Origin of the sequence: Rhodococcus sp. NPDC058521 (genome assembly GCF_042719695.1) — a bacterium.
Lineage (GTDB): Bacteria > Actinomycetota > Actinomycetes > Mycobacteriales > Mycobacteriaceae > Rhodococcus_F.
Genome location: NZ_JBHXNL010000001.1, coordinates 627,619 through 648,364 on the forward strand (window position 1 = coordinate 627,619; position 20,746 = coordinate 648,364).

The 20,746-nt window shown below is 64.5% G+C and carries 24 protein-coding genes; 13 read left to right on the forward strand and 11 right to left on the reverse strand.

Annotated features, from left to right (window positions below; genetic code table 11):
- Nucleotides 1–32 precede the first annotated feature (32 nt).
- The 4 genes from ACFWO3_RS02970 (at nucleotide 33) to bluB (ending at nucleotide 3,634) form a co-directional block, all read left to right on the forward strand.
- On the forward strand, nucleotides 33–656 hold the full coding sequence (locus tag ACFWO3_RS02970) for an ATP-binding cassette domain-containing protein (RefSeq protein WP_378573502.1): 624 nt from the start codon (nucleotides 33–35) through the stop codon (nucleotides 654–656).
- Nucleotides 647–1,858, forward strand: a complete 1,212-nt coding sequence (locus ACFWO3_RS02975) for a DUF6297 family protein (protein ID WP_378573505.1) — start codon at nucleotides 647–649, stop codon at nucleotides 1,856–1,858. Before ACFWO3_RS02970 ends, ACFWO3_RS02975 begins: the two co-directional genes overlap by 10 nt.
- Before the next feature lie 83 nt (nucleotides 1,859–1,941).
- The gene (locus ACFWO3_RS02980) at nucleotides 1,942–2,976 is read left to right on the forward strand and encodes a CobW family GTP-binding protein (protein ID WP_378573507.1); all 1,035 of its coding nucleotides are present in this window, start codon (nucleotides 1,942–1,944) and stop codon (nucleotides 2,974–2,976) included.
- A gap of 43 nt (nucleotides 2,977–3,019) precedes the next feature.
- Nucleotides 3,020–3,634 carry a 5,6-dimethylbenzimidazole synthase gene (bluB, locus tag ACFWO3_RS02985; protein WP_378574012.1) on the forward strand — a complete coding sequence of 205 codons (615 nt, stop codon included), beginning with the start codon at nucleotides 3,020–3,022 and terminating at the stop codon, nucleotides 3,632–3,634.
- On the opposite strand, the gene ACFWO3_RS02990 is transcribed toward bluB, so the two are convergent.
- From ACFWO3_RS02990 to glp, 4 genes are all read right to left on the reverse strand, one after another.
- Complete coding sequence (locus ACFWO3_RS02990; protein WP_378573509.1) at nucleotides 3,631–5,043, reverse strand: DEAD/DEAH box helicase; 1,413 nt, start codon at nucleotides 5,041–5,043, stop codon at nucleotides 3,631–3,633. The genes bluB and ACFWO3_RS02990 overlap by 4 nt on opposite strands.
- Before the next feature lie 245 nt (nucleotides 5,044–5,288).
- Nucleotides 5,289–5,702 carry a molybdenum cofactor biosynthesis protein MoaE gene (locus tag ACFWO3_RS02995; RefSeq protein ID WP_378573511.1) on the reverse strand — a complete coding sequence of 138 codons (414 nt, stop codon included), beginning with the start codon at nucleotides 5,700–5,702 and terminating at the stop codon, nucleotides 5,289–5,291.
- Entirely contained in the window at nucleotides 5,695–6,672 is a 978-nt protein-coding gene (moaCB, locus tag ACFWO3_RS03000; protein ID WP_378573513.1) for a bifunctional molybdenum cofactor biosynthesis protein MoaC/MoaB, read from the reverse strand. The genes ACFWO3_RS02995 and moaCB overlap by 8 nt, the downstream gene beginning before the upstream one ends.
- Complete coding sequence (glp, locus tag ACFWO3_RS03005; RefSeq protein ID WP_378573515.1) at nucleotides 6,669–7,865, reverse strand: gephyrin-like molybdotransferase Glp; 1,197 nt, start codon at nucleotides 7,863–7,865, stop codon at nucleotides 6,669–6,671. The genes moaCB and glp overlap by 4 nt, the downstream gene beginning before the upstream one ends.
- 92 nt (nucleotides 7,866–7,957) lie before the next feature.
- Here glp and moaA point away from each other — a divergent pair, with 92 nt between their 5' ends.
- Both moaA and ACFWO3_RS03015 read left to right on the forward strand, forming a co-directional pair.
- Nucleotides 7,958–9,028 (forward strand): GTP 3',8-cyclase MoaA, encoded by a 1,071-nt coding sequence (gene moaA, locus ACFWO3_RS03010; RefSeq protein ID WP_378573517.1) that lies wholly within the window; start codon nucleotides 7,958–7,960, stop codon nucleotides 9,026–9,028.
- The gene (locus ACFWO3_RS03015) at nucleotides 9,021–9,272 is read left to right on the forward strand and encodes a MoaD/ThiS family protein (RefSeq protein WP_378573520.1); all 252 of its coding nucleotides are present in this window, start codon (nucleotides 9,021–9,023) and stop codon (nucleotides 9,270–9,272) included. Before moaA ends, ACFWO3_RS03015 begins: the two co-directional genes overlap by 8 nt.
- An 8-nt stretch (nucleotides 9,273–9,280) precedes the next feature.
- Here ACFWO3_RS03015 and dapA read toward each other — a convergent pair whose 3' ends face one another.
- A complete protein-coding gene (dapA, locus tag ACFWO3_RS03020) occupies nucleotides 9,281–10,171 on the reverse strand; it encodes a 4-hydroxy-tetrahydrodipicolinate synthase (RefSeq protein ID WP_378573522.1) in 891 nt (296 codons plus the stop codon).
- Between the two features lie 70 nt (nucleotides 10,172–10,241).
- Here dapA and ACFWO3_RS03025 point away from each other — a divergent pair, with 70 nt between their 5' ends.
- Nucleotides 10,242–11,147, forward strand: coding sequence for a LysR family transcriptional regulator (locus tag ACFWO3_RS03025; protein WP_378573524.1), 906 nt, complete (start codon nucleotides 10,242–10,244; stop codon nucleotides 11,145–11,147).
- Here the strand turns inward: ACFWO3_RS03025 and ACFWO3_RS03030 are convergent.
- Together ACFWO3_RS03030 and nadE are read right to left on the reverse strand one after the other, a co-directional pair.
- Nucleotides 11,144–11,923: an SDR family oxidoreductase gene (locus ACFWO3_RS03030; protein WP_378573526.1), complete on the reverse strand. Its 780-nt coding sequence runs from the start codon at nucleotides 11,921–11,923 to the stop codon at nucleotides 11,144–11,146. The genes ACFWO3_RS03025 and ACFWO3_RS03030 overlap by 4 nt on opposite strands.
- A 6-nt stretch (nucleotides 11,924–11,929) precedes the next feature.
- On the reverse strand, nucleotides 11,930–12,769 hold the full coding sequence (gene nadE, locus ACFWO3_RS03035) for an ammonia-dependent NAD(+) synthetase (RefSeq protein WP_378573528.1): 840 nt from the start codon (nucleotides 12,767–12,769) through the stop codon (nucleotides 11,930–11,932).
- Nucleotides 12,770–12,836: 67 nt separating this feature from the next.
- Between nadE and ACFWO3_RS03040 the strand changes: the two genes are divergently transcribed.
- A complete protein-coding gene (locus tag ACFWO3_RS03040; RefSeq protein ID WP_378573530.1) occupies nucleotides 12,837–13,388 on the forward strand; it encodes a nucleosidase in 552 nt (183 codons plus the stop codon).
- Here ACFWO3_RS03040 and ACFWO3_RS03045 read toward each other — a convergent pair.
- The gene (locus ACFWO3_RS03045) at nucleotides 13,375–14,157 is read right to left on the reverse strand and encodes an META domain-containing protein (RefSeq protein WP_378573532.1); all 783 of its coding nucleotides are present in this window, start codon (nucleotides 14,155–14,157) and stop codon (nucleotides 13,375–13,377) included. The two genes, ACFWO3_RS03040 and ACFWO3_RS03045, sit on opposite strands and share 14 nt — an antisense overlap.
- Nucleotides 14,158–14,166: 9 nt before the next feature.
- Nucleotides 14,167–14,766 (reverse strand): TetR/AcrR family transcriptional regulator, encoded by a 600-nt coding sequence (locus tag ACFWO3_RS03050; RefSeq protein ID WP_378573534.1) that lies wholly within the window; start codon nucleotides 14,764–14,766, stop codon nucleotides 14,167–14,169.
- 98 nt (nucleotides 14,767–14,864) lie between these two features.
- Here ACFWO3_RS03050 and ACFWO3_RS03055 point away from each other — a divergent pair, with 98 nt between their 5' ends.
- Nucleotides 14,865–15,431, forward strand: coding sequence for an NAD(P)H-dependent oxidoreductase (locus tag ACFWO3_RS03055; protein ID WP_378573536.1), 567 nt, complete (start codon nucleotides 14,865–14,867; stop codon nucleotides 15,429–15,431).
- A 7-nt stretch (nucleotides 15,432–15,438) separates the two neighbouring features.
- Here the strand turns inward: ACFWO3_RS03055 and ACFWO3_RS03060 are convergent, their stop codons facing one another.
- On the reverse strand, nucleotides 15,439–15,999 hold the full coding sequence (locus ACFWO3_RS03060; RefSeq protein WP_378573538.1) for a siderophore-interacting protein: 561 nt from the start codon (nucleotides 15,997–15,999) through the stop codon (nucleotides 15,439–15,441).
- Entirely contained in the window at nucleotides 15,894–16,256 is a 363-nt protein-coding gene (locus ACFWO3_RS03065; protein WP_378573540.1) for a siderophore-interacting protein, read from the reverse strand. Before ACFWO3_RS03065 ends, ACFWO3_RS03060 begins: the two co-directional genes overlap by 106 nt.
- A gap of 560 nt (nucleotides 16,257–16,816) precedes the next feature.
- Here ACFWO3_RS03065 and nrdH point away from each other — a divergent pair.
- The 4 genes from nrdH to nrdF all read left to right on the forward strand — a co-directional run bounded on the left by nrdH (nucleotide 16,817) and on the right by nrdF (nucleotide 20,740).
- Nucleotides 16,817–17,050, forward strand: coding sequence for a glutaredoxin-like protein NrdH (gene nrdH / locus ACFWO3_RS03070; protein ID WP_378573542.1), 234 nt, complete (start codon nucleotides 16,817–16,819; stop codon nucleotides 17,048–17,050).
- 39 nt (nucleotides 17,051–17,089) lie between these two features.
- Complete coding sequence (gene nrdI, locus ACFWO3_RS03075; protein ID WP_378573544.1) at nucleotides 17,090–17,557, forward strand: class Ib ribonucleoside-diphosphate reductase assembly flavoprotein NrdI; 468 nt, start codon at nucleotides 17,090–17,092, stop codon at nucleotides 17,555–17,557.
- Nucleotides 17,524–19,698, forward strand: a complete 2,175-nt coding sequence (gene nrdE / locus ACFWO3_RS03080; protein WP_378573546.1) for a class 1b ribonucleoside-diphosphate reductase subunit alpha — start codon at nucleotides 17,524–17,526, stop codon at nucleotides 19,696–19,698. The genes nrdI and nrdE overlap by 34 nt, the downstream gene beginning before the upstream one ends.
- Nucleotides 19,699–19,774: 76 nt before the next feature.
- The gene (nrdF, locus tag ACFWO3_RS03085) at nucleotides 19,775–20,740 is read left to right on the forward strand and encodes a class 1b ribonucleoside-diphosphate reductase subunit beta (RefSeq protein WP_378573549.1); all 966 of its coding nucleotides are present in this window, start codon (nucleotides 19,775–19,777) and stop codon (nucleotides 20,738–20,740) included.
- Nucleotides 20,741–20,746: the final 6 nt, after the last annotated feature.

Sequence of the window (20,746 nt, forward strand, 5' to 3'; positions counted from 1 at the left end):
CTCATATTCACGAGGACAACCGGGAGTAACCCATGTTGCAAGTACGCGGCGCTTCGCGCTGCTTCGGTGCGCTGACCGTCTTCAGCGATGTCACATTCGACGTAGAACTCGGCACGGCCTGTGCGATCGTCGGCGCGAACGGCGCCGGAAAATCCACCCTGCTTCGCTGCGTCGTCGGCGCAGATCATCTGGACGAAGGGGCGATCCTCTTCGACGGTGAACCGGTGGACGAATCGTCCCCGACATTCCGGGCGGCGGTCGCCTCGGTTCTCGACGAACCCGGCTTCTTCCCACACCTGTCGGTCTCCGAACACATTCGGCTGATCGCCTCAGCGCACGGGATGCCCGACGCGTCGGAGGTCGCAGAGGCGACCCTCGACAACTTCGGGATGTCGGGTGCAGCCGATCAACTACCGGTCACCCTGTCGAGCGGACAACGCCGTCGTCTGGCGCTGGCCTCCGCCTTCGTGCGGCCCCGCACCACGTTGGTGCTCGACGAACCCGAGCAGCACCTCGACGCCGAAGGTAGGGCGCGGCTCGCGGACACGTTGAACGCCGAGAAGGCAGCCGGCGTGACGGTGCTGCTCGTCTCGCACGATCCCGAACTCGTCGACGCCGTCGCGGACTTCACGATAGACGGTGACTCATGGCGATGACGACGGACCCGACATCGCCCGAATTAGTGGTTCCCTCGGCGCCCGCGATCACGGGTCTGCGGAAGAGTTGGGAACGCGCACGCCGAACCGAGACCCTACGAGATCAGGCTGCCGTGTGGGCCGTACCGATCTGTGTGGTCACAGGCATTATGTGGGGGCTGGCACGCAAAGACTCCGGTGTGCTGTCCTCCGGGGGTCTTTTGGACACCGATCGCGTCGCGCTGCCGTATGCGGCGGGAGTGGTACTGCTGCTGATTGCGGCGTCGGCTTTTCGGGTGCTGAAAGCACTGGGTCCGATAGCCGTCGGCAGCGCCGAGATGCATTGGCTGTTCTCGAGTCCAGTGGACCGGGCTGCCCTGCTGAGGCGGAAACTGGTCGCGTGGGTGGTGGGCACTGCCGTCGCCGGCGTGCTGGCCGCCCGTCTCGTGACGCTGATGCTTCCCACTCCGACAACGTGGTGGTTGTTCGCCGCACTCGGAGTCGTGAGCGCTTGGGGAGTGTGGGGACTCGCTGTCCGCGCACAGGGCAAGTGGGACAGGTCTGCCCTCACCAAGGGCGCTGACGTGGCTACCGGATTCTCGGCGTCGTTGGTGTCGCTCGAACCGTCGCATCTGTCCTCTGCCTGGGAACGGCGTTCGTGGCGAAGGGTCGGATCGGTCCGGTCGCGAGCGTTCACCGTGGGACGCACCCGCTCACTCGTCGAGGCGGACTTTCGGCGCGTGCTTCGGGGACGGTGGGCCCAGGTGACATTCGTGGTCGCGCTGGGAGCGACTTACGCCGTAGCGCTGGTGGGTACGCCCTTGGCTGTGGCACTCGTTGAGACGATTGCCTGTTTCGCGGTCGGATCGGCGTTCAGCAGGGGATTGCTCGATGTCTGTCGCTCTGCCGAGTTGCGAAATCTGCTCGGTGGGACCGACCGCGGACTACGGCTGGCACATGTCCTCGTTCCGGCCGCCGCGATCGCGCTGTTGTGGCTCGCCACGATGCCTGTTGCGATGGCCGGAGGATGGGCGGCTCTCGCCATCACGCCGATCACGGCAACTCTTGCGGTGTATCGGTCGCGCACTCGTCCGCCGATGCAGTACGGCGGCCTCGTGCTCGAGACCAACTTCGGCCAGGTTCCGATCGACGTGTTGCGACAGATGGTGCGGGGCCCGGCGATCCTTGCTGTCGGCCTGTTCCTGCTGGCCTTCGGCCTGTGAGTGGCTAGCGAGTCTCTGCACTCGTCAGCCACTCACAGGGGTGGATTAGGATGGGCGGCCGGTTCAAGTCGACGGAGGCGTGCGTGGCCAAGAAGCGAATCCCCGTGGTGCTCGTGGGCGGATTCCTGGGTGCGGGCAAGACGACGCTGCTCAACCACCTGCTCCGGAACAACCGCGGCGTGCGCATCGGGGTCATCGTCAACGATTTCGGTGCCGTCAACATCGATTCGATGATGGTTGCGGGACAGGTCGATTCGATGATGGCTCTCAGCAACGGCTGCCTGTGCTGCGCCGTCGACGTCAGTGACATGGACGAGATGATCGATCGGCTGGCCGGTTCCGATCTCGACGTGATCGTCGTCGAGGCCAGTGGTCTGGCCGAGCCGCGCAACATGATCCGTCTGATCCTCGGTTCCAAGAACCCGAGCGTGGTGTACGGCGGACTCGTGATGCTGGTCGACGGCACCCAGTTCGAGGACACCGTCGAACGGCATCCAGAAGTGGTGCAACACCTCGGGCTCGCTGATCTTATCGTGCCGAACAAGACGGCCGGTATCGACGAGGAACGGCGCGCCCGCCTCGAACAGGTGTTGCGCGAGCACAACGGTCGCGCCCCGATCGTCTTCACCGATCACGGGCGAATCGACCCTGCGCTCCTCTTCGAGCCCGAAGAAGACCGTGCACCCACCGCAGGTGAGCAAATGAGCCTCGATCAGCTCATGCTCGACCAGGATCACGACGACTGCGATGACCACGAGCATCTCCATACCTCGTACCGAGCCGTCGATTTCGAGTCGGCATCGCCCGTCCACCCGCGGCGGTTGGTGGCGTTTCTCGAGGATCGTCCCGTCGGGCTGTACCGCATCAAGGGCTACGTTCATTTCGACGTACCGGGGCAGACCCGCAAGTTCGAGGTTCAGACGGTGGGGCCGCACATTCGGTTCGTCTCGACCAGGTGGGAACAGGGTCAGGAACGTTCCACCCAGTTGGTGCTCATCGGTGTGGACGTCGACGAACAGGACGTCCTGGGACGTCTCGGGGACTGTGTGGTGGTGGACGGCGAGGAGCCCGGCCCGGACACCATGCTCGGCGTCCACCGATACACCGTCACCGCCTGAACGCGTGTGAGAGTCTGGGCCAGTGAGCGAACTCGAACCCAGTATGTCGGTGTACGACGCCATCCGCCTCCGTCGCGACGTCCGCGCCGAGTTCACCGCGGAACCGTTGTCCGAGACCATGCTCGAGCGCATTCTCGGCGCCGCACACAGCGCCCCGAGCGTCGGCAACACGCAGCCCTGGGATTTCGTGGTCGTCCGGGACACGGGCACGTTGGACACGTTCGCCGATCACGTGGCAGACGCACGGCAACGTTTCGCGGACTCGCTGCCCGAGGACCGGCGCCAGACGTTCGACCCGATCAAGGTGGAAGGCATTCGGGAGTCCGGGATGGGCATCGTAGTCACGTACGACCGCTCGCGCGGCGGTGAACATATTCTCGGGCGCCACACCATCGACGACACTGGCCTGTTCTCGGCGGTCCTCGCGATTCAGAACCTGTGGCTCGCTGCCGCTGCCGAGAACGTCGGTGTCGGCTGGGTGTCCTTCTACGACGAGGCCTACCTCACGCAGCTCCTCGAGATTCCGGACCCCATTCGTCCCATCGCATGGTTGTGCGTGGGCCGGGTCAGCGAGTTCCAGCAGGTTCCGGACCTCGAAAGGTTCGGATGGCGCGGCCGTCGGTCACTGACCGACGCCGTCCATCACGAAAGGTTCTAGCGGGAACCGCGGCGGGTTCCGGACGCCGATGCACCAGCACGAGGCCGTCCACCTCCGGAACGGTTGCCGCCGCCCGAGCGGCCACGCGAACCCTGGCCGCCCTGACGCCGTCCGCCGGATCCGCTGCGTCCGCCGGATCCGCTGCGGCTTCCCTGACCTGCGGGCCGCGGTCGACGATTGCCGCCGTTGTTCTGGGCCGGTGCCTTGGGTGCGGGCTTCACGTGTGGGGCGATGGCACCGACGAGCTCGACAACGTGAGCCGAGTCGGCCGTCGACTTGACGGGCGACACTTTGATTGCGGCCTTGCGCATGAGCACCGAAAGGTCCTTGCGCTGTTCGGGCAGCACAACGGTCACCACATCACCTGCGCTGCCGGCACGCGCAGTGCGTCCGGAGCGGTGCAGGTAGGCCTTGTGCTCGGCGGGCGGGTCGACGTGAACGACGAGTTCGACGTCGTCCACGTGCACACCGCGGGCCGCGACATCGGTGGCCACCAGCACGCGGGCATCGCCGGCGGAGAAGGCTGCGAGGTTGCGGTCACGGGCGGCCTGCGACAGATTGCCATGCAGGTCGACGGACGGAATGCCGGCCTCGGTGAGCTGGCGAGCCAGCTTGCGTGCCTGGTGCTTGGTGCGCATGAAAAGGATGCGACGCCCGGTGCCGGATGCCAGCTTCTGGACGAGCTGACGCTTGGCCTCGACACCGTCGACGTCGAACACATGGTGGGTCATGGCGGCAACCGGCGAGTTGGCCTCGTCGACCGAGTGCAGGACCTCGTTCTTCAGGAACCGCTTCACCAACTTGTCCACGCCGTTGTCGAGGGTGGCGGAGAACAGGAGGCGCTGACCGTTCGACGGTGTCGCGTTGAGAATCCGGGTGACGACCGGCAGGAATCCGAGGTCGGCCATGTGGTCGGCCTCGTCGAGCACCGTGATCTCCACGGCGTCGAGCGACACGAACTTCTGCTTCATGAGGTCTTCGAGGCGACCGGGGCATGCGACGACGATGTCGACACCTGCCTTCAGTGCCTGGACCTGGCGGTGCTGGGAGACCCCACCGAAGATGGTGGTGACCTTCAGGTCGTACGCCTGAGCGAGCGGTTCGAGAGTGGCCGTGATCTGCGTCGCGAGTTCGCGAGTGGGCGAGAGGATCAGACCGAGGGGCCGCCCCGGGCGGCGCTTTCCGCCGGACAGATCACCGGCGAGCCGAGAGACCATCGGGATGGAGAATGCGAGTGTCTTTCCGCTGCCGGTCTTTCCGCGGCCGAGGACGTCGCGGCCGGAAAGAGTGTCGGGCAGGGTGTCGACCTGAATCGGGAAGGGCGCGGTGATGCCCTTGTCTTCGAGTGCCTTGACGAGGGGAGCGCGAACGCCCAGTTCGGCAAAGGTGGGCACGTGTGTTTCGGGCAAGATGTGAATGGCCTTTCGGGCACGTTGTCGTGCCGGAGGGCGACTGGAACACGAGTGTTCCATCGTGCTCGAGCACTTCGATGGCGGCGTTACCGGTTGGTACGCAGGTCGCCGTAAGAAAGAGTCGGTGACAGTTCACCGGACTGGATGCGTTCCACGACGCTGGACGGCCTTAGTGGCTGTCTAGTGGGCTCGACTGTACCCGTTCGGCGGTGTCGGGTCGATTCCAGCCGAGGTGCGAGGGCTCACAGCCCGACCCATTCGGACTCGCCGTCGGTGAACTTCTGCCGCTTCCAGATGGGAACTTGGTGCTTGATTTTCTCGACCAGTTCGGCACAGGTTGCGAAGGCTTCGGCGCGGTGTGGTGACGCGACGGCTGCGACGAGCGCCAGATCGCCCACCGTCAACGTTCCGACGCGATGAACGGCGGCGACGGACAGACCGCTGGATGCGGCAACCTCGGCGCAGCACCGACGGAGAAAACGCTCCGCGTCCGGGTGCGCCTGATACTCGAGCGAGGAAACAGGCTGTCCGCCATCGTGATTGCGCACCACGCCGGTGAAGGTGACAACCGCCCCGTTCGTGGGACCGCCGACGAAGGACTCGACCTCTGCCGTGTCGAGGGCTGTCGCGGAGATGCGGGCCAACGGCTCACTCATCGTGCGAACCTCCACCGGAGACCTGGGCGAGCAGATGTTCGAGGATCGGTTCGAGAACCGACAGGCCGTCCTTGACGCCCCCGGGCGATCCGGGGAGGTTGACGATCACGGTTCGCCCGGACACGCCCGCCAGCCCACGACTCAACACAGCATGCGGAGTGATCTTCGTCCCACGTTCACGAACGGCCTCTGCAACACCGGGGAGTTCGCGGTCGAGCACTGCCCGAGTGGCCTCGGGGGTGGCATCGGTGGGGGACACCCCGGTCCCTCCCGTGGTGATGATCAGCGATGGTGAGGTGCTCAGCGCGTCGGCAAGACCGGCAGCGATGGTTGCGTCCCCGTATACGAGGGGGCCACGCGTATCGAAACCGTGCCGTCCCAGCCATTCGGTGATGAACGGACCCGTCGTGTCTTCCCGTCTACCGGCTGCGCCTTCGGTCGACGCAACCAGCACCACAGCGGAATTGGGCTCGGGCACAACGGATTGTTCTCGCGCCCAACGGCCGCGTTTGCCGCCTTCCTTCGTCAGCAATCGGACCCCGTTCATGGTCGCCGCGGGATCGATGGCCTTGACCATGTCGTGCAGGGTGAGGCCAGCCACGGCGACGGCGGTGAGGGCTTCCATCTCCACACCGGTGGGGCCCTTGGTCGTTGCGGTTGCCTCGACGGTGATCGTGGTGTCGGTGAACCCGAACTCGATCGTGACCGAGGACAGCGCGAGCTGATGACACAGCGGTATCAACTCGGAGGTCTTCTTCGCGCCGGAGATGCCCGCGATGCGGGCCGTGGCGAGAACGTCCGCCTTCGGGAGTCCATCCGAACGAACCAGGCGAACCACCTCGGGCGTGGTGGCCAGTTCGCCTGCAGCGGCGGCGATTCGAGTGGTGTCCGCCTTCGCGCTCACATCGACCATGCGCGCACGGCCCTCGTCGTCGAGATGCGACAGTTCGTTCTGCTTCGGCTCGTTCACAGTGGCCACACTTCCACGAGTTCTCCCGCCGCGAGCGACTCGACTTCTTCGGGCAGGTCGATCAGGACGTTGGACCAGGCGAGGCCGGCGACGAGATGCGAGCCGGGTCCCGAGACCGTGTCGACCGTGCCCCGGTCGGTGCAGCGGGCGCGAAGGAGCTGACGTTTGCCCGGAATGGATGTCACACCTCGTTCGAGGGCGAGCCGTGGTCGCGATATTGCAGGGAGGCCGGCGGACTGTCGAAGGATCGGGCGCGTGAACACCTCGAAGGACACGAGGGTGCTGACCGGATTACCCGGGAAGCACAGAACCGGAACACCGTGGACGAGCGCAGTACCCTGCGGCCCGCCCGGTTGCATTGCGACGTGCACGAACTCGCCGCCCATCGTGGTGAGTGTTTCCTTGACCACCTCGAAGTCACCCATCGATACTCCACCGGACGTGAACACCACGTCGGCGATGGCCGTGGCGCGGTCGAGCACGGCCCGGAACGTGTCGATGTCGTCTTCGCTGTGGATCACGGACACGACCTCGGCGCCGTTTGCGGTGGCACTCGCGGAGAGTGCGGTCCCGTTCGAGTCGTAGATTTCGCCGGACCCGAGTGACCGTCCCGCCGCGACGAGTTCGGTGCCCGTCGTGATGATCGCGACACGTGGGCGGGCACGGACGGAAACGGTTTCGGCGCCAACTGCCGCGAGCAAGGCGATGTGCCTCGGTTCGAGAACGGTATCGGCGGCGACGAGCAGCGTCCCTTCGGTGACGTCGCTGCCCTGCTCGCGAACGTATTCGCCGGCGGACCTGCCTCGCGAGATGGTGACGGTATCGCCGTCGACCGTGGTGTCCTCGACAGGAACGATCGTGTCCGCACCTTCGGGGATCACGGCCCCTGTCATGATGCGTACCGCGGTACCGGGCGCGTGTGGAGGCGGGGTTCCCGGTCCGGCCGGCACGACCCCGCGGGTCGGCAGTGTCACCGGGACGGTCGCGAGGGAGGCGGCGTCGACCGCATATCCGTCCATCTGTGAGTTGCGGAAGGGCGGCAGATCGAGCGGGGAGAAGATGTCGGCGGCAGTGGCGCGTCCGAGGGCCTCGGTCGGTGAGACATCGACCGACGATAGTGAGAGCAACGGCTCGAGCAGGCTCTGGACGTGTGCGGAGTGCTCGTGCACCGACCGACGTTGTTCCGATCCCATGGGTCCCGATCCTAGGCGCATCGGGGCCGAGGGGAGTGTGCGGCGAGCCGGGGTGATGCGCATACTGGACGCAAGGACAGGAGGTGGACTCGATGACGGTGGTGTCGATGGGCATTCCTGCGGTGCGTCCCCTCGCCTCGCCTCACGTCGAGTCCGTCGAAGGTCGTCCGGACGTCCCCGAACTGGTCGACAGCTTCGGCAGGGTGGCTCGGGACCTGAGAGTGTCGATCACCGAGAAATGCTCCTTGCGCTGCACGTATTGCATGCCCGAAGGAGGGCTGCCCGCGATTCCGGCAGACCGCTTGCTGTCGGCGGAGGAGATCGTGCGTCTCGTGGGGATCGCCGTCGATCGGCTGGGTGTTCGAGAAGTGCGGTTCACCGGGGGCGAACCCCTCATGAGGGCCGACCTCGAGACCATCGTGTCCGGCTGCACGCAGCGTGTGCCGGGTATTCCGCTGGCCATGACGTCCAACGCGGTCGGTCTGGAGCATCGTGCCGACGCGCTTGCCCGTGCGGGGCTTGGCCGGGTGAACGTGTCCTTGGACTCGGTGAACCGCGAGCATTTCGCCCGGCTCACTCGTCGCGATCGTCTGCCGTCCGTGCTCGCCGGCATCCGGGCGGCGGCGCAATCGGGACTCGCGCCGATCAAGATCAATGCCGTGCTCATGGCGGAAACTCTCGATGGTGCGGCCGATCTACTCGAATGGTGCCTGGGCGAGGGTGTCGCCCTGCGCTTCATCGAGGAGATGCCACTCGACGCCGACCACGCCTGGCGTCGGGACGCGATGGTGTCGGCAGGGCGTCTGCTCGAGGTCCTCGGCCGAAGATTCGATCTACGGGAGGTGGGCCGCGCCGATCCGTCCGCCCCGGCAGAGGAGTGGGCGGTGAACGGTGGGCCGGCGACGGTCGGCATCATCGGGTCCGTCACCAGATCGTTCTGTAGCGACTGCGATAGAACACGGCTCACCGCCGAGGGGACCGTGCGTTCGTGTCTCTTCAGCGATCGAGAAACCGATCTGCGCGCCGCCATGCGCGCAGGTGCGGGCGATGAGGAACTCGCCGGATTGTGGCGCGGCGCCATGTGGAACAAGTGGGCTGGTCACGGTATCGACGCCGCGGGTTTCACCCCGCCCGAGCGGAGTATGGGAGCGATCGGTGGCTGACGGAATTGCGGTGCGGTACTTCGCGGCCGCCGCGGACGCTGCGGGCTGCACCGGTGAAATCTTGGCATTGGATCCTGGAGCCGATCTCGGGCAGGTGAGGACGATGCTCGTCGGCAAGTACGGTCCCGACATGGAGCGGGTGCTCTCGGTTGCCGCGTACCTCGTGGACGAGGAGCTGACCCGCGATCTCGCGCGGGTGGCCGGAGACGAGGTCGACATTCTGCCGCCGTTCGCGGGTGGGTGACGCGGCAGTCAACCCGCTCGAAGGTTGTTCAGCGCTTGCACTACCGCCGTAGGTGCGTCCGCTCGGAGAAGCGGTAGGCGTACGAAGGCGTTCGGTATCCGTCCCTGTGCATGAAGTACAGCCTTGACGACGGTGGGGTTCGGGCCACCGAGAAGGCCTGCGACCGGGGCCACGAGGCGATTGCCCAGTCCGCGGGCCTCCTCCGTTCGACCCGACCGCCACAGCCGATGGAGCTCCACGAGTTCGGCCGCGCAGACGTTGGCTGCCGCGAGAATGCCTCCGCTCGCACCCATGGCCAGCAGCGGAGAAACCAACGTGTCCTCGCCTGCGAGCACCGAGAACGAATTCGGTGTCCTCGCGAGGAGCAGCGCCGTATCCGTGTCGACGGACCCGACGGCTTGCTTGACTCCCACGATTCGTGGATGCGCGGCCAACCGAATCAGCGAATCCTGGCCCAGCGACTGCGCCGTCCGATACGGGACGTTGTACAGGACGACCGGCAACGGGCTGTGGTCGGCGATGTGCTGAAAGTGCGCGACCACACCGGCCTCCGACGGGCGCGTGTAGTAAGGCACCACCACCAATACGCCTGCGGCATCGGCGTTCTCGTGCACTTCACGAATGGAGTGCACCGTCTCGGCGGTGTCGTTCGTGCCCACACCCACGATGAGAGGAACGTCGTGTTCGCGGCAGACTCGCCAGCACGTCGTGATCACCGTTCGCTTCTCAGCAGGGGAGAGAGTCGATGCCTCGGCTGTCGTTCCCAACGCGACGATGCCGGCCGCGCCTTCTTCGATCGCCGTGTGCGCCAGACGTTCGAGTACCGATTCGGCTATGTCGCCACCGTCCGTGAACGGCGTGACGAGCGGGACGAAGATTCCGGATGGACGAAGACTCATGGGGACAGTGTCTTCGAACAGAAGGATAAGAACTAGCTACTGTTCATGACGTATTGCGTAAGCTGAACTTATGCTCGATGTTCGGAAACTGAGGGTGCTTCGTGAATTGGCGCACCGGGGCACCATCGCGGCGGTCGCCGAAGCCCTCTCGTACACCCCGTCGGCCGTTTCCCAGCAGCTCTCTGCGCTGGAACGCGACGTCCGTCGCCCCCTTCTGACACGCACAGGTCGCAGGGTTCGGCTGACCCCGGCAGCATGGGTGCTGGTCGAGCACTCCGAGGTGGTTCTCGAGGGGCTCGAGCGGGCGGAGGCTGCACTGATGCAGGACGACGTGACCCTGCACGGGCACGTTCGACTGGGAGCGTTTCCCACCGCATTGCGCACCATCGTCCTACCGGCTCTGTATGAACTCGGTCGGACCCAGGAACGCTTGGCGCTGACGGTGTCGGAGGTCGACCCGGCGAATGCCTCCGATCTTCTTCGCGACGACAGTCTCGACGTCGCACTCGTTCACGAATACGACAACGTGCCCTCGACGGTGGGCGCGGGGATCGAGCTCGAGCCGCTCCTCGACGAGGTCGTCTACCTCGCTTCCCCGGGTGCGCCCGATGTTCCCGAAGAAGAAGTGATCCGCAGCCATCGGGCGAGCGACTGGATCGTCGGCAATCCGGAGACGCTGTGTCACACCATGGCCGTACGTAGTTGCCAGGCACAGGGATTCGAGCCTCGGGTCGCGCACCGTGTCGACGACTTCGCGACCGTTCTCGGGCTGGTCGCCGCCGGCGCCGGGGTTGCTCTGGTTCCACAACTCGGTGTGACCGAGCTGCCCGAGGGCGTGGTCCTCACGCCCCTGCGAATCGGAAGACGGACACGGATCGCCTATCGGCGGGGCAGTGGCGCCCACCCGGCCCTCGTGGCGGTGGGTACGCAGTTGCGCAGCGCCGTCCGTCGGTTCGCCGAGTCGGGGCCCGACTAACCGCGCACTGTGTCGGCCAACCACTGCTCGAAGGTGATGGTGCCGAACTTGTGCTCCTCCACTATGTTCGACTCCTCGCGGAAGAACTTGCCGAGCTTCCCCGGCATCGGAATCTCGAGCACCAGACCACGCTTGCCCGCCGCCTTCTTCCACGCCTTCGTCAGTTCCTTCGACGTGCGGACTTCGGGCCCACCGATGACGACGGGCTCGTTCGGAACGCCACCACCTGACAGCGCGGCGTCCACCAGAGCTCTCGCCACGTCACGAAGATCGATGGTCTGAAACCGGGTGCCGGACAGGGCAGGTAGCAGCCCGATCCGGCTCGTGGATGCTGCGATCATCGGAACGAACTCGTGGAATTGAGTGGCCCGGACGATGCATGTCGGCAGGTCGGCGCCGTCGTAGATCTGCTCCTGCTCGAACTTCGCCCGGTAATAGGCGTAATCGCCGCGCTCCACGTTGACGATCGACAGCAGAACCGCACGCCTGACATTCGCTTCGGCAGCGGCACCGACCAGGTTCCGTGCCCCGTCCGTGAAGATGGGTCGCGTGGCTCGGGTACGACCGTCGGTGGTGTCGATGACCGCGTCCACACCGGTCAGGGCGTCGGCCAGGCCCTCCCCGGTGATCAGATCACCCGGGTAGTGGGCTATGGGGGTACCCGGCGCGCCGCCGTGACGAGTCAGCACGCGGACCGAATGCCCGCGGTGCAGAAGTTCCTTCACCACCTTGGCGCCGGACTGCCCCGTTCCGCCTGCAACCAGAACTTCGGCCATGGTCGATCACCTCCACCACGTGTCGAGCGGAGTCACCGGTACAGCGCGCTTGTGTCGGGTGTTGGTGTACATCGTCTCGAGCCTGTCGCCCACCTCGGACGGAACGTCCTTGCCCTCGAGATAGTCGTCGATCTGCGCGTACGTGACGCCGAGCGCGACCTCGTCCGGCAGCGCGGGCCGATCGTCCTCGAGATCTGCCGTGGGAACCTTCTGCCACGTGCTGTCGGGTGCACCCAGCTCACGAAGCAGTTGTGCACCTTGTCGTTTGGACAGACCCGTCAGGGGAGTGATGTCGACACCGCCGTCCCCGAACTTGGTGAAGAAGCCGGTGATCGCCTCGGCCGCATGGTCCGTTCCCACGACGAGCAGGCCGAGCTGACCGGCGATCGCGTACTGGATCATCATGCGTTCACGCGCTTTGATGTTGCCGCGCACGAAGTCCCGCAGCTCCCCGCCGTCGCCGAGCATTTCCCGCAGGGCCGCCGAGGACTCCTTCGCCGTGGCGTCGGCGCCAGGCTTGACGTCGACGGTCACCGACCGGTCCGGCTCGATGAACTTCAGTGAGACCTGCGCGTCGGACTCGTCGGCCTGCGAACCGTAGGGAAGCCGGACCGCTACGAAGAGTGCATCGTGACCCTCGTCGCGCAGCTCGGAGGCGGCGAGTTGAGCAAGCCGTCCCGCCAACGTGCTGTCCTGGCCGCCACTGATCCCGAGCACGAAGCCTCTCGCCGGGGTCGAACGTAAGTAGTCCTTGAGGAACTGCACTCGCGTTCGGATCTCGGCGGCTGCGTCGATGTTCGGTCGCGCCCCGAGGTTCTCGAGGATCTGCTCGCGTAGGTTCGCCATGACAGAACTCTAGCGACCGGGTCGCGAGCGAGCGAACGCAGGAAACGGCCCGGTACCGTCTCACGGCATGAGTAGATCGGACGTTCTCGTCGTCAGTGCCACAGCCGCAGAGGCCGCGCATGTGACTTCGGAGTTCGAAGTCGTCGTCACCGGAATCGGCAAGGTGAGTGCGGCGGTCACGGTTGCGGCAGCGCTCGGTCGGCACCAGGGGGAGTTGCCGCTGGTGGTCAACATCGGAACGGCGGGTGCACTACACGTCGTTCACGAGGGAATCTTCGTGCCGTCGGCGGTGATCAATCACGACATCAGTAGTGCCGCGATTCGTGCTGTCGGGCACGAGGTGCTCGACGAGGTTGCACTGCCGGACGGTGACGGATCCGTTCTGGCGACCGGCGACGCGTTCGTCTCGGACGCGGACGTCCGAGATCTGCTGGCCCAGCGAGCAGATCTCGTCGACATGGAGGGATTCGCCGTGGCGCAGGCGTGTGCCCACGTCGGTGCCCGCTGCCGTCTGGTCAAGTGTGTGAGCGACCTGGCAGACGACTCGGCACTCGACTGGCCGTCTCGGATAGATTCCTGTGCACGGCAATTGGCGAAATGGTTGGTCAACGAGCTGTGAGTTCCAGACCGTAGCCGTCCGCTTTCGACAAGCGCATGGTGTCGGAGTCGACCGAGACCCGAACTTCACCGTCCATCACGTGCAACACCGCGCGCTCGACCTCGGTGACGTCTTCGGGGCAGGCCATGCGAGTTGTCGTGAGTGGGCCGAAGACGATCGTGTCGGAGTGCACGTCGGCTTTACCGCTGATCCGGTTGCACCCGGCGTTGCCGGTGACTGCGCCGTCGTCGCCGATCGTCAACTGTGCGGCCGACCGTTCGAGTGCGGCGGACGTGGAGACGGCATCGGGAGACAGCAGCGACGTGACGGTCCACGCGGTCCCGGTGATCGGCCGATCGGGATCGAGAGCCTTCCGGTCCGTAAGAGTGATCGTGGCGGTGTCGTTTCGAAGCACGAGGTTCTCGGCGTCGAGTTGCCACGACGGTGACTGTTCGAGGAACTCCGTCACCCACGCATCAGCGCCGGAGAGCTCGCCAGGGCAGGCCATCAATGTCATGGCGATCGGGCCCGTCGTCATGGTGCCGTCGGCGAAGTCCACGTCTGCGCTGCCACGGTTGCATCCGGCGTGGACCGATACGCGGTCCTTCTCGGTGAAATCGAGGGTGAGCGGTCCGCCCCCGGGAATGTCCGTGCCCTCCACGGAAGTGGACACGAACGTCCGACCGGACGGCACTGTAGAGGCAGGCGCACCGGGGGATCCATCGGATTCGGCACACCCGGCAAGGCCCGCCGCGACGAGAGTGATGACGAGGACGGCCAAAGAGCGCATGACTCGAGGCTAGTTGCGGGTGAGGCGGCGAACCAGGTCTGTCCAGGACTCTTCGATTCGGTCGACCGGTATGCCCTGGTCGCGGATCTGGTGGAGCAACAACGCGGCGTCGAGCGTGGCGAACAGGAAAGCGGCGATCAGTTCGCGGTCGCCGTCGACGTTCGCTTCGCGCAGCAGTGCGACGATGTGTGCGATCGACAAGGTTCTCGCCGGAGCAGCGAAACGGAACTCGCGTGAATCCTCGGCGGCCCGCTGGACGTCGCCCTGAACTTCGACGATCGCGATGCGGGCGCGACCGAACGCCACGAGGCGATCGACAGGGTCGGCGCCCGGGCCCAGAGGCGGTGGACCGAACATGAATCCGTGCTGGAGTTCGCGCTCCGAGTGGTCGAGTAAGGCCTGCATGAGCCCGGACCGGCTCCCGAAGCGCCGGAACACAGTGCCCTTGCCGACGCCGGCGCGACATGCGACGGCATCCATGATGACCGCGTCCACTCCGCGTTCGGCGACCAACAGTGCGGCGGCGTCGAGCAGCAGGTGGCGGTTGCGTGCGGCGTCCTCGCGTTCTTGCGGCTGCGCGCCGATCAGGGGGAGAAAATGGCTGGTCACGAGATCATCCTACCGACCGGGAATAGAAGTGGACCGTGGTCCGCTTACTTTGGTATACATGGTCACGACCCACCGAACACACCACGAAGGATTTCGCAATGTCCAACACCAATGTTCTCGCTCTCGTCGGTAGTCTCCGCGTGGGTTCCGTCAATCGTCGCCTCGCCGAAACCGCCGAAGCGGTCGCGCCCGGGAACTCGAGCGTCACGGTATTCGACGGCCTCGCGGACATCCCGTTCTACAACGAAGATCTCGACACGGCCGACAATTCGATTCCGGCCGTCGTCGCACTCCGCGAAGCGGCAGCGGACGCGGACGCCTTCCTCCTGGTGACCCCCGAGTACAACGGCACCATCCCCGCGGTCTTGAAGAACGCCATCGACTGGCTGTCGCGGCCGTACGGAGCCGGCGCGATCAAGGACAAGCCGGTCGCCGTCGTCAGCGCGTCGCCCAGCGGAAACGGGGCGCAGTGGGCACACGAGGACACCCGCAAGGCAGCCCGCATCGCAGGCGGCAAGGTCCTCGAGGACGTCACCCTCGCCATCGGCGGCACCATCGACAAGTTCGGCGACGGACACCCACGTGAGAACGTCGAGGTCGCCGGACAGATCACCGAGGTCGTCGAGGTTCTGGTCCGTGCGACCAAGGAGCTCGTCGACGCCTGAACCAGGCTCATAGGCCAGCTTGCTCCATCGCCGCATCGACGGCGTCTCGTACGGATTCGAGGCCGTTGCCTTCCGCGATCGCGCGGTCTGCGACGGTCTCGATGTGTGTGCGCACCTTCTCGTAGCGGGCGGTCCATGCTTCCTTGTCGTCTCGCCAGTACCCCATGACGTGATACGACTCCGGTGTGCGGCCGAGCTCGTGACGGAGCCACTTGCGCACGTCCCGTGCAACGGCTGCCTCGCCTGCGAACCACACGTATTCGAAGTCGGGGTGCTCGCGAATGGCGTCACCGAGAATGCTCGGCCCGAGTCCGTTGCCGGTCCCGCGCAGCCATTCCGTGCTCGAGGTGGCCGGGGAGGTGAATTGTTGCTCGTCGGCCGACCCGACCGCTTCTGCGATCACGTGGGCGTGCATCGTGGCCGGTAGTTCCTCGAGGATTCGGCCTATTGCAGGTAGGGCAGTCAGGTCACCGACGAGGAGAGTCTGTGGGTCTCCTGCGGTGGGGCGTACCAGCCGGACGCGCCGGACAGGCCGACCGTGTCGCCAGGCTCCGCGTCGCGCGCCCAACCGGCGGCGGCACCGCCCGCGTGTGTCACGAAGTCGATCACGAGTTCGCCGCACTCGGGGTTCCATCGACGGACGGTGTAGCTGCGCCGCTCGCTGTGATCGGGCGCTAGCGCGACGAGTAGTCGTTCGTCCGGTCGGCCCGAAGAATCGAAGCCCGCGAGGCCGCGGCCTGTGAAGGTGATTCGGGTCGTGTGAGGGGTGAGGCGCACGGCGCTCGACACTTCGGCTGTGTAAGGGAGAGCGTCCTCGTGTTCCACGAACCGGAACGTTACGCGGGGCACTGTTCGACCGGGCGTCAGTTATCCAGGAGCAAGTGTCGGTCCGGGCCGTGTCGGGGCGGGATTTCAGGGGTTCGGGCAGGGCAGCTGCAGCGGGGCGGCGGACGTACTCCGGGCAGACGTGCGACACGTTTCGTGAATCGGGGAATCGTCGAGCGGTGCGATGGTTCCGTCGCCAGGGATGGGGGTGTGATCGGTTGCGCCCCGAGGCTGTCGGTGCCCTGTGGGAGTGTTCGGTGGCGTTCGATCGCGGCGAGTTGCGACGTGATAGCCCACGGCCGTAAATGTGATGTGCGACACGCCGGTGGTCGATGGAACTTTTGCGTTTCCGCGGATCACGACCTGGGAATTTCATCGATGTGACTCACTACATCTCGGGTTTGGTGTTTATGTCGCCCACTAGGTGTAGTGTCTTGGGCACCGGAAGGCCACAACGCGAGAATTACCGGACGCACTTCACGTCCGTCCCGCTCAGACGGCCGATCGGTAGCTGAAATCACAGGTCGTCAGCGTCGTCAGGTAACGGAAAGAGGGACTTCATGAGCATCACCGTCTACACCAAGCCCGCTTGCGTTCAGTGCAATGCCACCTACAAGGCTCTCGACAAGGCCGGCATCGAATATGCGGTCGTCGACATCACCGAAGATGCCGAAGCCCGGGACTACGTCATGGCATTGGGATACCTGCAGGCGCCCGTGGTCGTGGCCGGTGACGATCACTGGTCGGGCTTCCGTCCCGACCGGATCAAGAGCCTCTCGGCAAACGCTGCTTGAAGCGCGGGCGCCCGAACGTTCGATCGAAGGTGAGGGTCGATGACGTCGCTGGTGTACTTCTCCAGCGCATCGGAGAACACGCACCGATTCGTGGAGAAGCTTCGGCTTCCCAGCATCCGTATTCCAATTCATGACCGCGAAGGTGTCTTCGAGGTCGACGAACCCTACGTCCTCGTTGTTCCCACCTACGGTGGGGGAACGACGGCGATGGGTCGCGACACGAGCTACGTACCGAAACCGGTCATTCGATTCCTGAACAACAAGCACAACCGATCATTGATTCGGGCGGTCATCGCGGCCGGCAACACAAACTTCGGCGACTCGTATTGCTTCGCCGGAGACGTCATATCTCAGAAGTGTCAGGTTCCGTACCTGTACCGCTTCGAACTCATGGGTACGTCCGAGGACGTCGAACGTGTCCGTGCGGGTTTGCGGCAATTCTGGGAACACGAGGCAGAGCGGGAGCAAGCACAGTGGCACCAACCATCACAGACACAGTCGACGTAGCGCGAGACGTGCGCGGCGGTGACTCGACGGCCGGTCTCGACTACCACGCGCTCAACGCGATGCTGAATCTCTACGGCCCCAACGGCGAGATTCAGTTCGACAAGGATGTTGCGGCCGCTCGCCAGTACTTCCTGCAGCACGTCAACCAGAACACCGTCTTCTTCCACAACCTGGACGAGAAGCTCGACTACTTGGTGGAAGAGAACTACTACGAGCCCGAGGTGCTCGACCAGTACTCGCGTGAGTTCGTGAAGTCGCTCATGGACCACGCGTACGCGAAGAAGTTCCGCTTCCCGACGTTCCTCGGCGCCTTCAAGTACTACACCTCATACACACTCAAGACGTTCGACGGGAAGCGTTACCTCGAGCGGTTCGAGGATCGTGTGTGCATGGTTGCGCTCACCCTCGCCGCCGGCGACGAGGTGTTGGCGACCAAGCTGGTCGACGAAATCATTGCCGGGCGTTTCCAGCCCGCGACACCCACCTTCCTCAATTCGGGCAAGAAGCAGCGCGGCGAGCCGGTTTCGTGCTTCCTGCTTCGAATCGAGGACAACATGGAGTCGATCGGACGGTCCGTCAACTCCGCCCTGCAGCTGTCCAAACGCGGAGGTGGAGTCGCGTTGCTGCTCACCAACATTCGCGAGCACGGTGCGCCGATCAAGAAGATCGAGAACCAGAGTTCGGGTGTCATCCCCATCATGAAGCTGCTCGAGGACTCGTTCTCGTACGCCAATCAGCTCGGTGCTCGCCAGGGCGCCGGCGCGGTGTACCTGCATGCACACCACCCGGACATCTACCGCTTCCTCGACACCAAGCGCGAGAACGCCGACGAGAAGATCCGCATCAAGACGCTGTCCCTCGGTGTGGTGATTCCGGACATCACGTTCGAGCTCGCGAAGAAGAACGAGGACATGTACCTGTTCTCGCCGTACGACGTCGAGCGCATATACGGTGTACCGTTCGCGGACATCGACGTCACCGAGAAGTACTACGAGATGGTCGACGACAAGCGAATTCGCAAGTCCAAGATCAAGGCTCGCGAGTTCTTCCAGACGATCGCGGAGTTGCAGTTCGAGTCGGGCTACCCGTACATCATGTTCGAGGACACCGTGAATCGGGCGAACCCGATCGACGGAAAGATCACTCACTCGAACCTGTGCTCCGAGATTCTTCAGGTGTCCACGGCGTCTACGTTCAACGACGACCTCACCTACGAGAAGGTCGGCAAGGACATCTCCTGCAACCTGGGTTCGCTGAACATCGCGAAGACCATGGACTCGCCTGACTTCGCGCGCACCATCGAGGTGTCGATTCGCGCCTTGACGGCGGTGTCCGACCAGACGCACATCTACTCGGTGCCGTCGATCGAGCAGGGCAACAACGGTTCTCACGCCATCGGCCTCGGTCAGATGAACCTGCACGGATACCTGGCTCGCGAGCGCATCTACTACGGTTCCGACGAAGGTGTCGATTTCACGAACATTTACTTCTACACCGTGGTGTTCCACGCGATTCGTGCCTCGAACCTCATTGCCATCGAGCGTGGCTCGCACTTCGCGGGGTTCGCGGAATCGCAGTACGCCTCGGGTGAGTACTTCGACAAGTACACGGACCAGGTGTGGGAGCCCAAGACGGAGAAGGTCGGTCAGCTCTTCGCCGACTCCGGTGTGCACATTCCCACCCAGGACGACTGGCGTGAGCTGAAGGCTTCGGTGCAGAAGCACGGCATCTACAACCAGAACTTGCAGGCAGTCCCGCCGACCGGTTCGATCTCGTACATCAACTACTCCACGAGCTCCATTCACCCGGTTGCCGCGAAGATCGAGATCCGTAAGGAAGGCAAGATCGGCCGCGTCTACTACCCGGCGCCGTACCTGAACAACGACAACCTGGACTACTACCAGGATGCCTACGAGATCGGGTACGAGAAGATCATCGACACCTATGCTGCCGCGACGCAGCACGTCGATCAGGGGCTGTCACTGACGCTGTTCTTCAAGGACACCGCCACTACTCGTGACATCAACAAGGCGCAGATCTACGCGTGGCGCAAGGGAATCAAGACCTTGTACTACATCCGGCTGCGACAGATGGCGCTCGAGGGCACCGAGGTCGAAGGTTGCGTTTCCTGCATGTTGTAGCGGCTCCGCCGCCCGTGAGTGGTTGACGAGTCCAGAGACTCGTCAACCACTCACAGCCGAACGAAGTGAGGAATCAATGGTCAAGCTGGTCAGCCGCGTCTCGGCTATCAACTGGAATCGCGTCCAGGACGAGAAGGACGCGGAGGTGTGGGATCGCCTCGTCGGCAACTTCTGGCTCCCGGAGAAGGTGCCGGTGTCGAACGACATCCCGTCGTGGGGAACCCTCACGGAACAGGAACAGCAGCTCACGATGCGGGTCTTCACCGGCCTGACGTTGCTCGACACCATCCAGGGCACGGTCGGTGCGGTCAGCCTCATCCCCGATGCGATCACCCCGCACGAGGAGGCGGTGTACACCAACATCGCGTTCATGGAGTCCGTGCACGCGAAGAGCTACAGTTCGATCTTCTCGACCCTGTGCTCGACCCGTGACATCGACGACGCGTTCCGCTGGTCGGAGGAGAACCCCAACCTGCAGCGCAAGGCCGAGATCGTCATGGACTACTACCAGGGCGACGCGCCGCTGAAGCGCAAGGTCGCGTCGACCCTGCTCGAGAGCTTCCTGTTCTACTCGGGCTTCTACCTGCCGATGTACTGGTCCTCGCGCGCCAAGCTGACCAACACCGCGGACCTCATTCGTCTGATCATTCGTGACGAGGCCGTGCACGGGTACTACATCGGTTACAAGTATCAGAAGGGCCTCGAGCAGCTCACGCAGGCCGAACGTGACGATCTCAAGAACTACACGTTCGAGCTGCTCTTCGAGTTGTACGACAACGAGGTCGAGTACACGCAGGATCTCTACGACGAGGTCGGATTGACCGAGGACGTCAAGAAGTTCTTGCGCTACAACGCCAACAAGGCGCTGATGAACCTCGGATACGAGGGTCTGTTCCCCAAGGACGAGACGGACGTCAACCCGGCGATCCTGTCTGCGCTGTCCCCGAACGCCGACGAGAACCACGACTTCTTCTCGGGGTCGGGCAGCTCGTACGTCATCGGTAAGGCCGTCAACACCGAGGACGAGGACTGGGACTTCTAGCCCATC

Bases quoted from the DNA above. Each gene is read 5' to 3' on its own strand.
- moaA (WP_378573517.1), top strand. From the start codon at position 7,958: ATGACGGTGGTGTCGATGGGCATTCCTGCGGTGCGTCCCCTCGCCTCG.
- nrdI (WP_378573544.1), top strand. From the start codon at position 17,090: ATGACGTCGCTGGTGTACTTCTCCAGCGCATCGGAGAACACGCACCGA.
- ACFWO3_RS02970 (WP_378573502.1), top strand. From the start codon at position 33: ATGTTGCAAGTACGCGGCGCTTCGCGCTGCTTCGGTGCGCTGACCGTC.
- nrdH (WP_378573542.1), top strand. From the start codon at position 16,817: ATGAGCATCACCGTCTACACCAAGCCCGCTTGCGTTCAGTGCAATGCC.
- ACFWO3_RS03045 (WP_378573532.1), bottom strand. From the start codon at position 14,157: ATGCGCTCTTTGGCCGTCCTCGTCATCACTCTCGTCGCGGCGGGCCTT.
- nadE (WP_378573528.1), bottom strand. From the start codon at position 12,769: ATGGCGAACCTACGCGAGCAGATCCTCGAGAACCTCGGGGCGCGACCG.
- ACFWO3_RS03030 (WP_378573526.1), bottom strand. From the start codon at position 11,923: ATGGCCGAAGTTCTGGTTGCAGGCGGAACGGGGCAGTCCGGCGCCAAG.
- nrdF (WP_378573549.1), top strand. From the start codon at position 19,775: ATGGTCAAGCTGGTCAGCCGCGTCTCGGCTATCAACTGGAATCGCGTC.
- ACFWO3_RS03055 (WP_378573536.1), top strand. From the start codon at position 14,865: ATGTCCAACACCAATGTTCTCGCTCTCGTCGGTAGTCTCCGCGTGGGT.
- ACFWO3_RS02995 (WP_378573511.1), bottom strand. From the start codon at position 5,702: ATGAGTGAGCCGTTGGCCCGCATCTCCGCGACAGCCCTCGACACGGCA.
- ACFWO3_RS02975 (WP_378573505.1), top strand. From the start codon at position 647: ATGGCGATGACGACGGACCCGACATCGCCCGAATTAGTGGTTCCCTCG.
- bluB (WP_378574012.1), top strand. From the start codon at position 3,020: ATGTCGGTGTACGACGCCATCCGCCTCCGTCGCGACGTCCGCGCCGAG.
- ACFWO3_RS03040 (WP_378573530.1), top strand. From the start codon at position 12,837: ATGAGTAGATCGGACGTTCTCGTCGTCAGTGCCACAGCCGCAGAGGCC.
- ACFWO3_RS03025 (WP_378573524.1), top strand. From the start codon at position 10,242: ATGCTCGATGTTCGGAAACTGAGGGTGCTTCGTGAATTGGCGCACCGG.
- dapA (WP_378573522.1), bottom strand. From the start codon at position 10,171: ATGAGTCTTCGTCCATCCGGAATCTTCGTCCCGCTCGTCACGCCGTTC.
- glp (WP_378573515.1), bottom strand. From the start codon at position 7,865: ATGGGATCGGAACAACGTCGGTCGGTGCACGAGCACTCCGCACACGTC.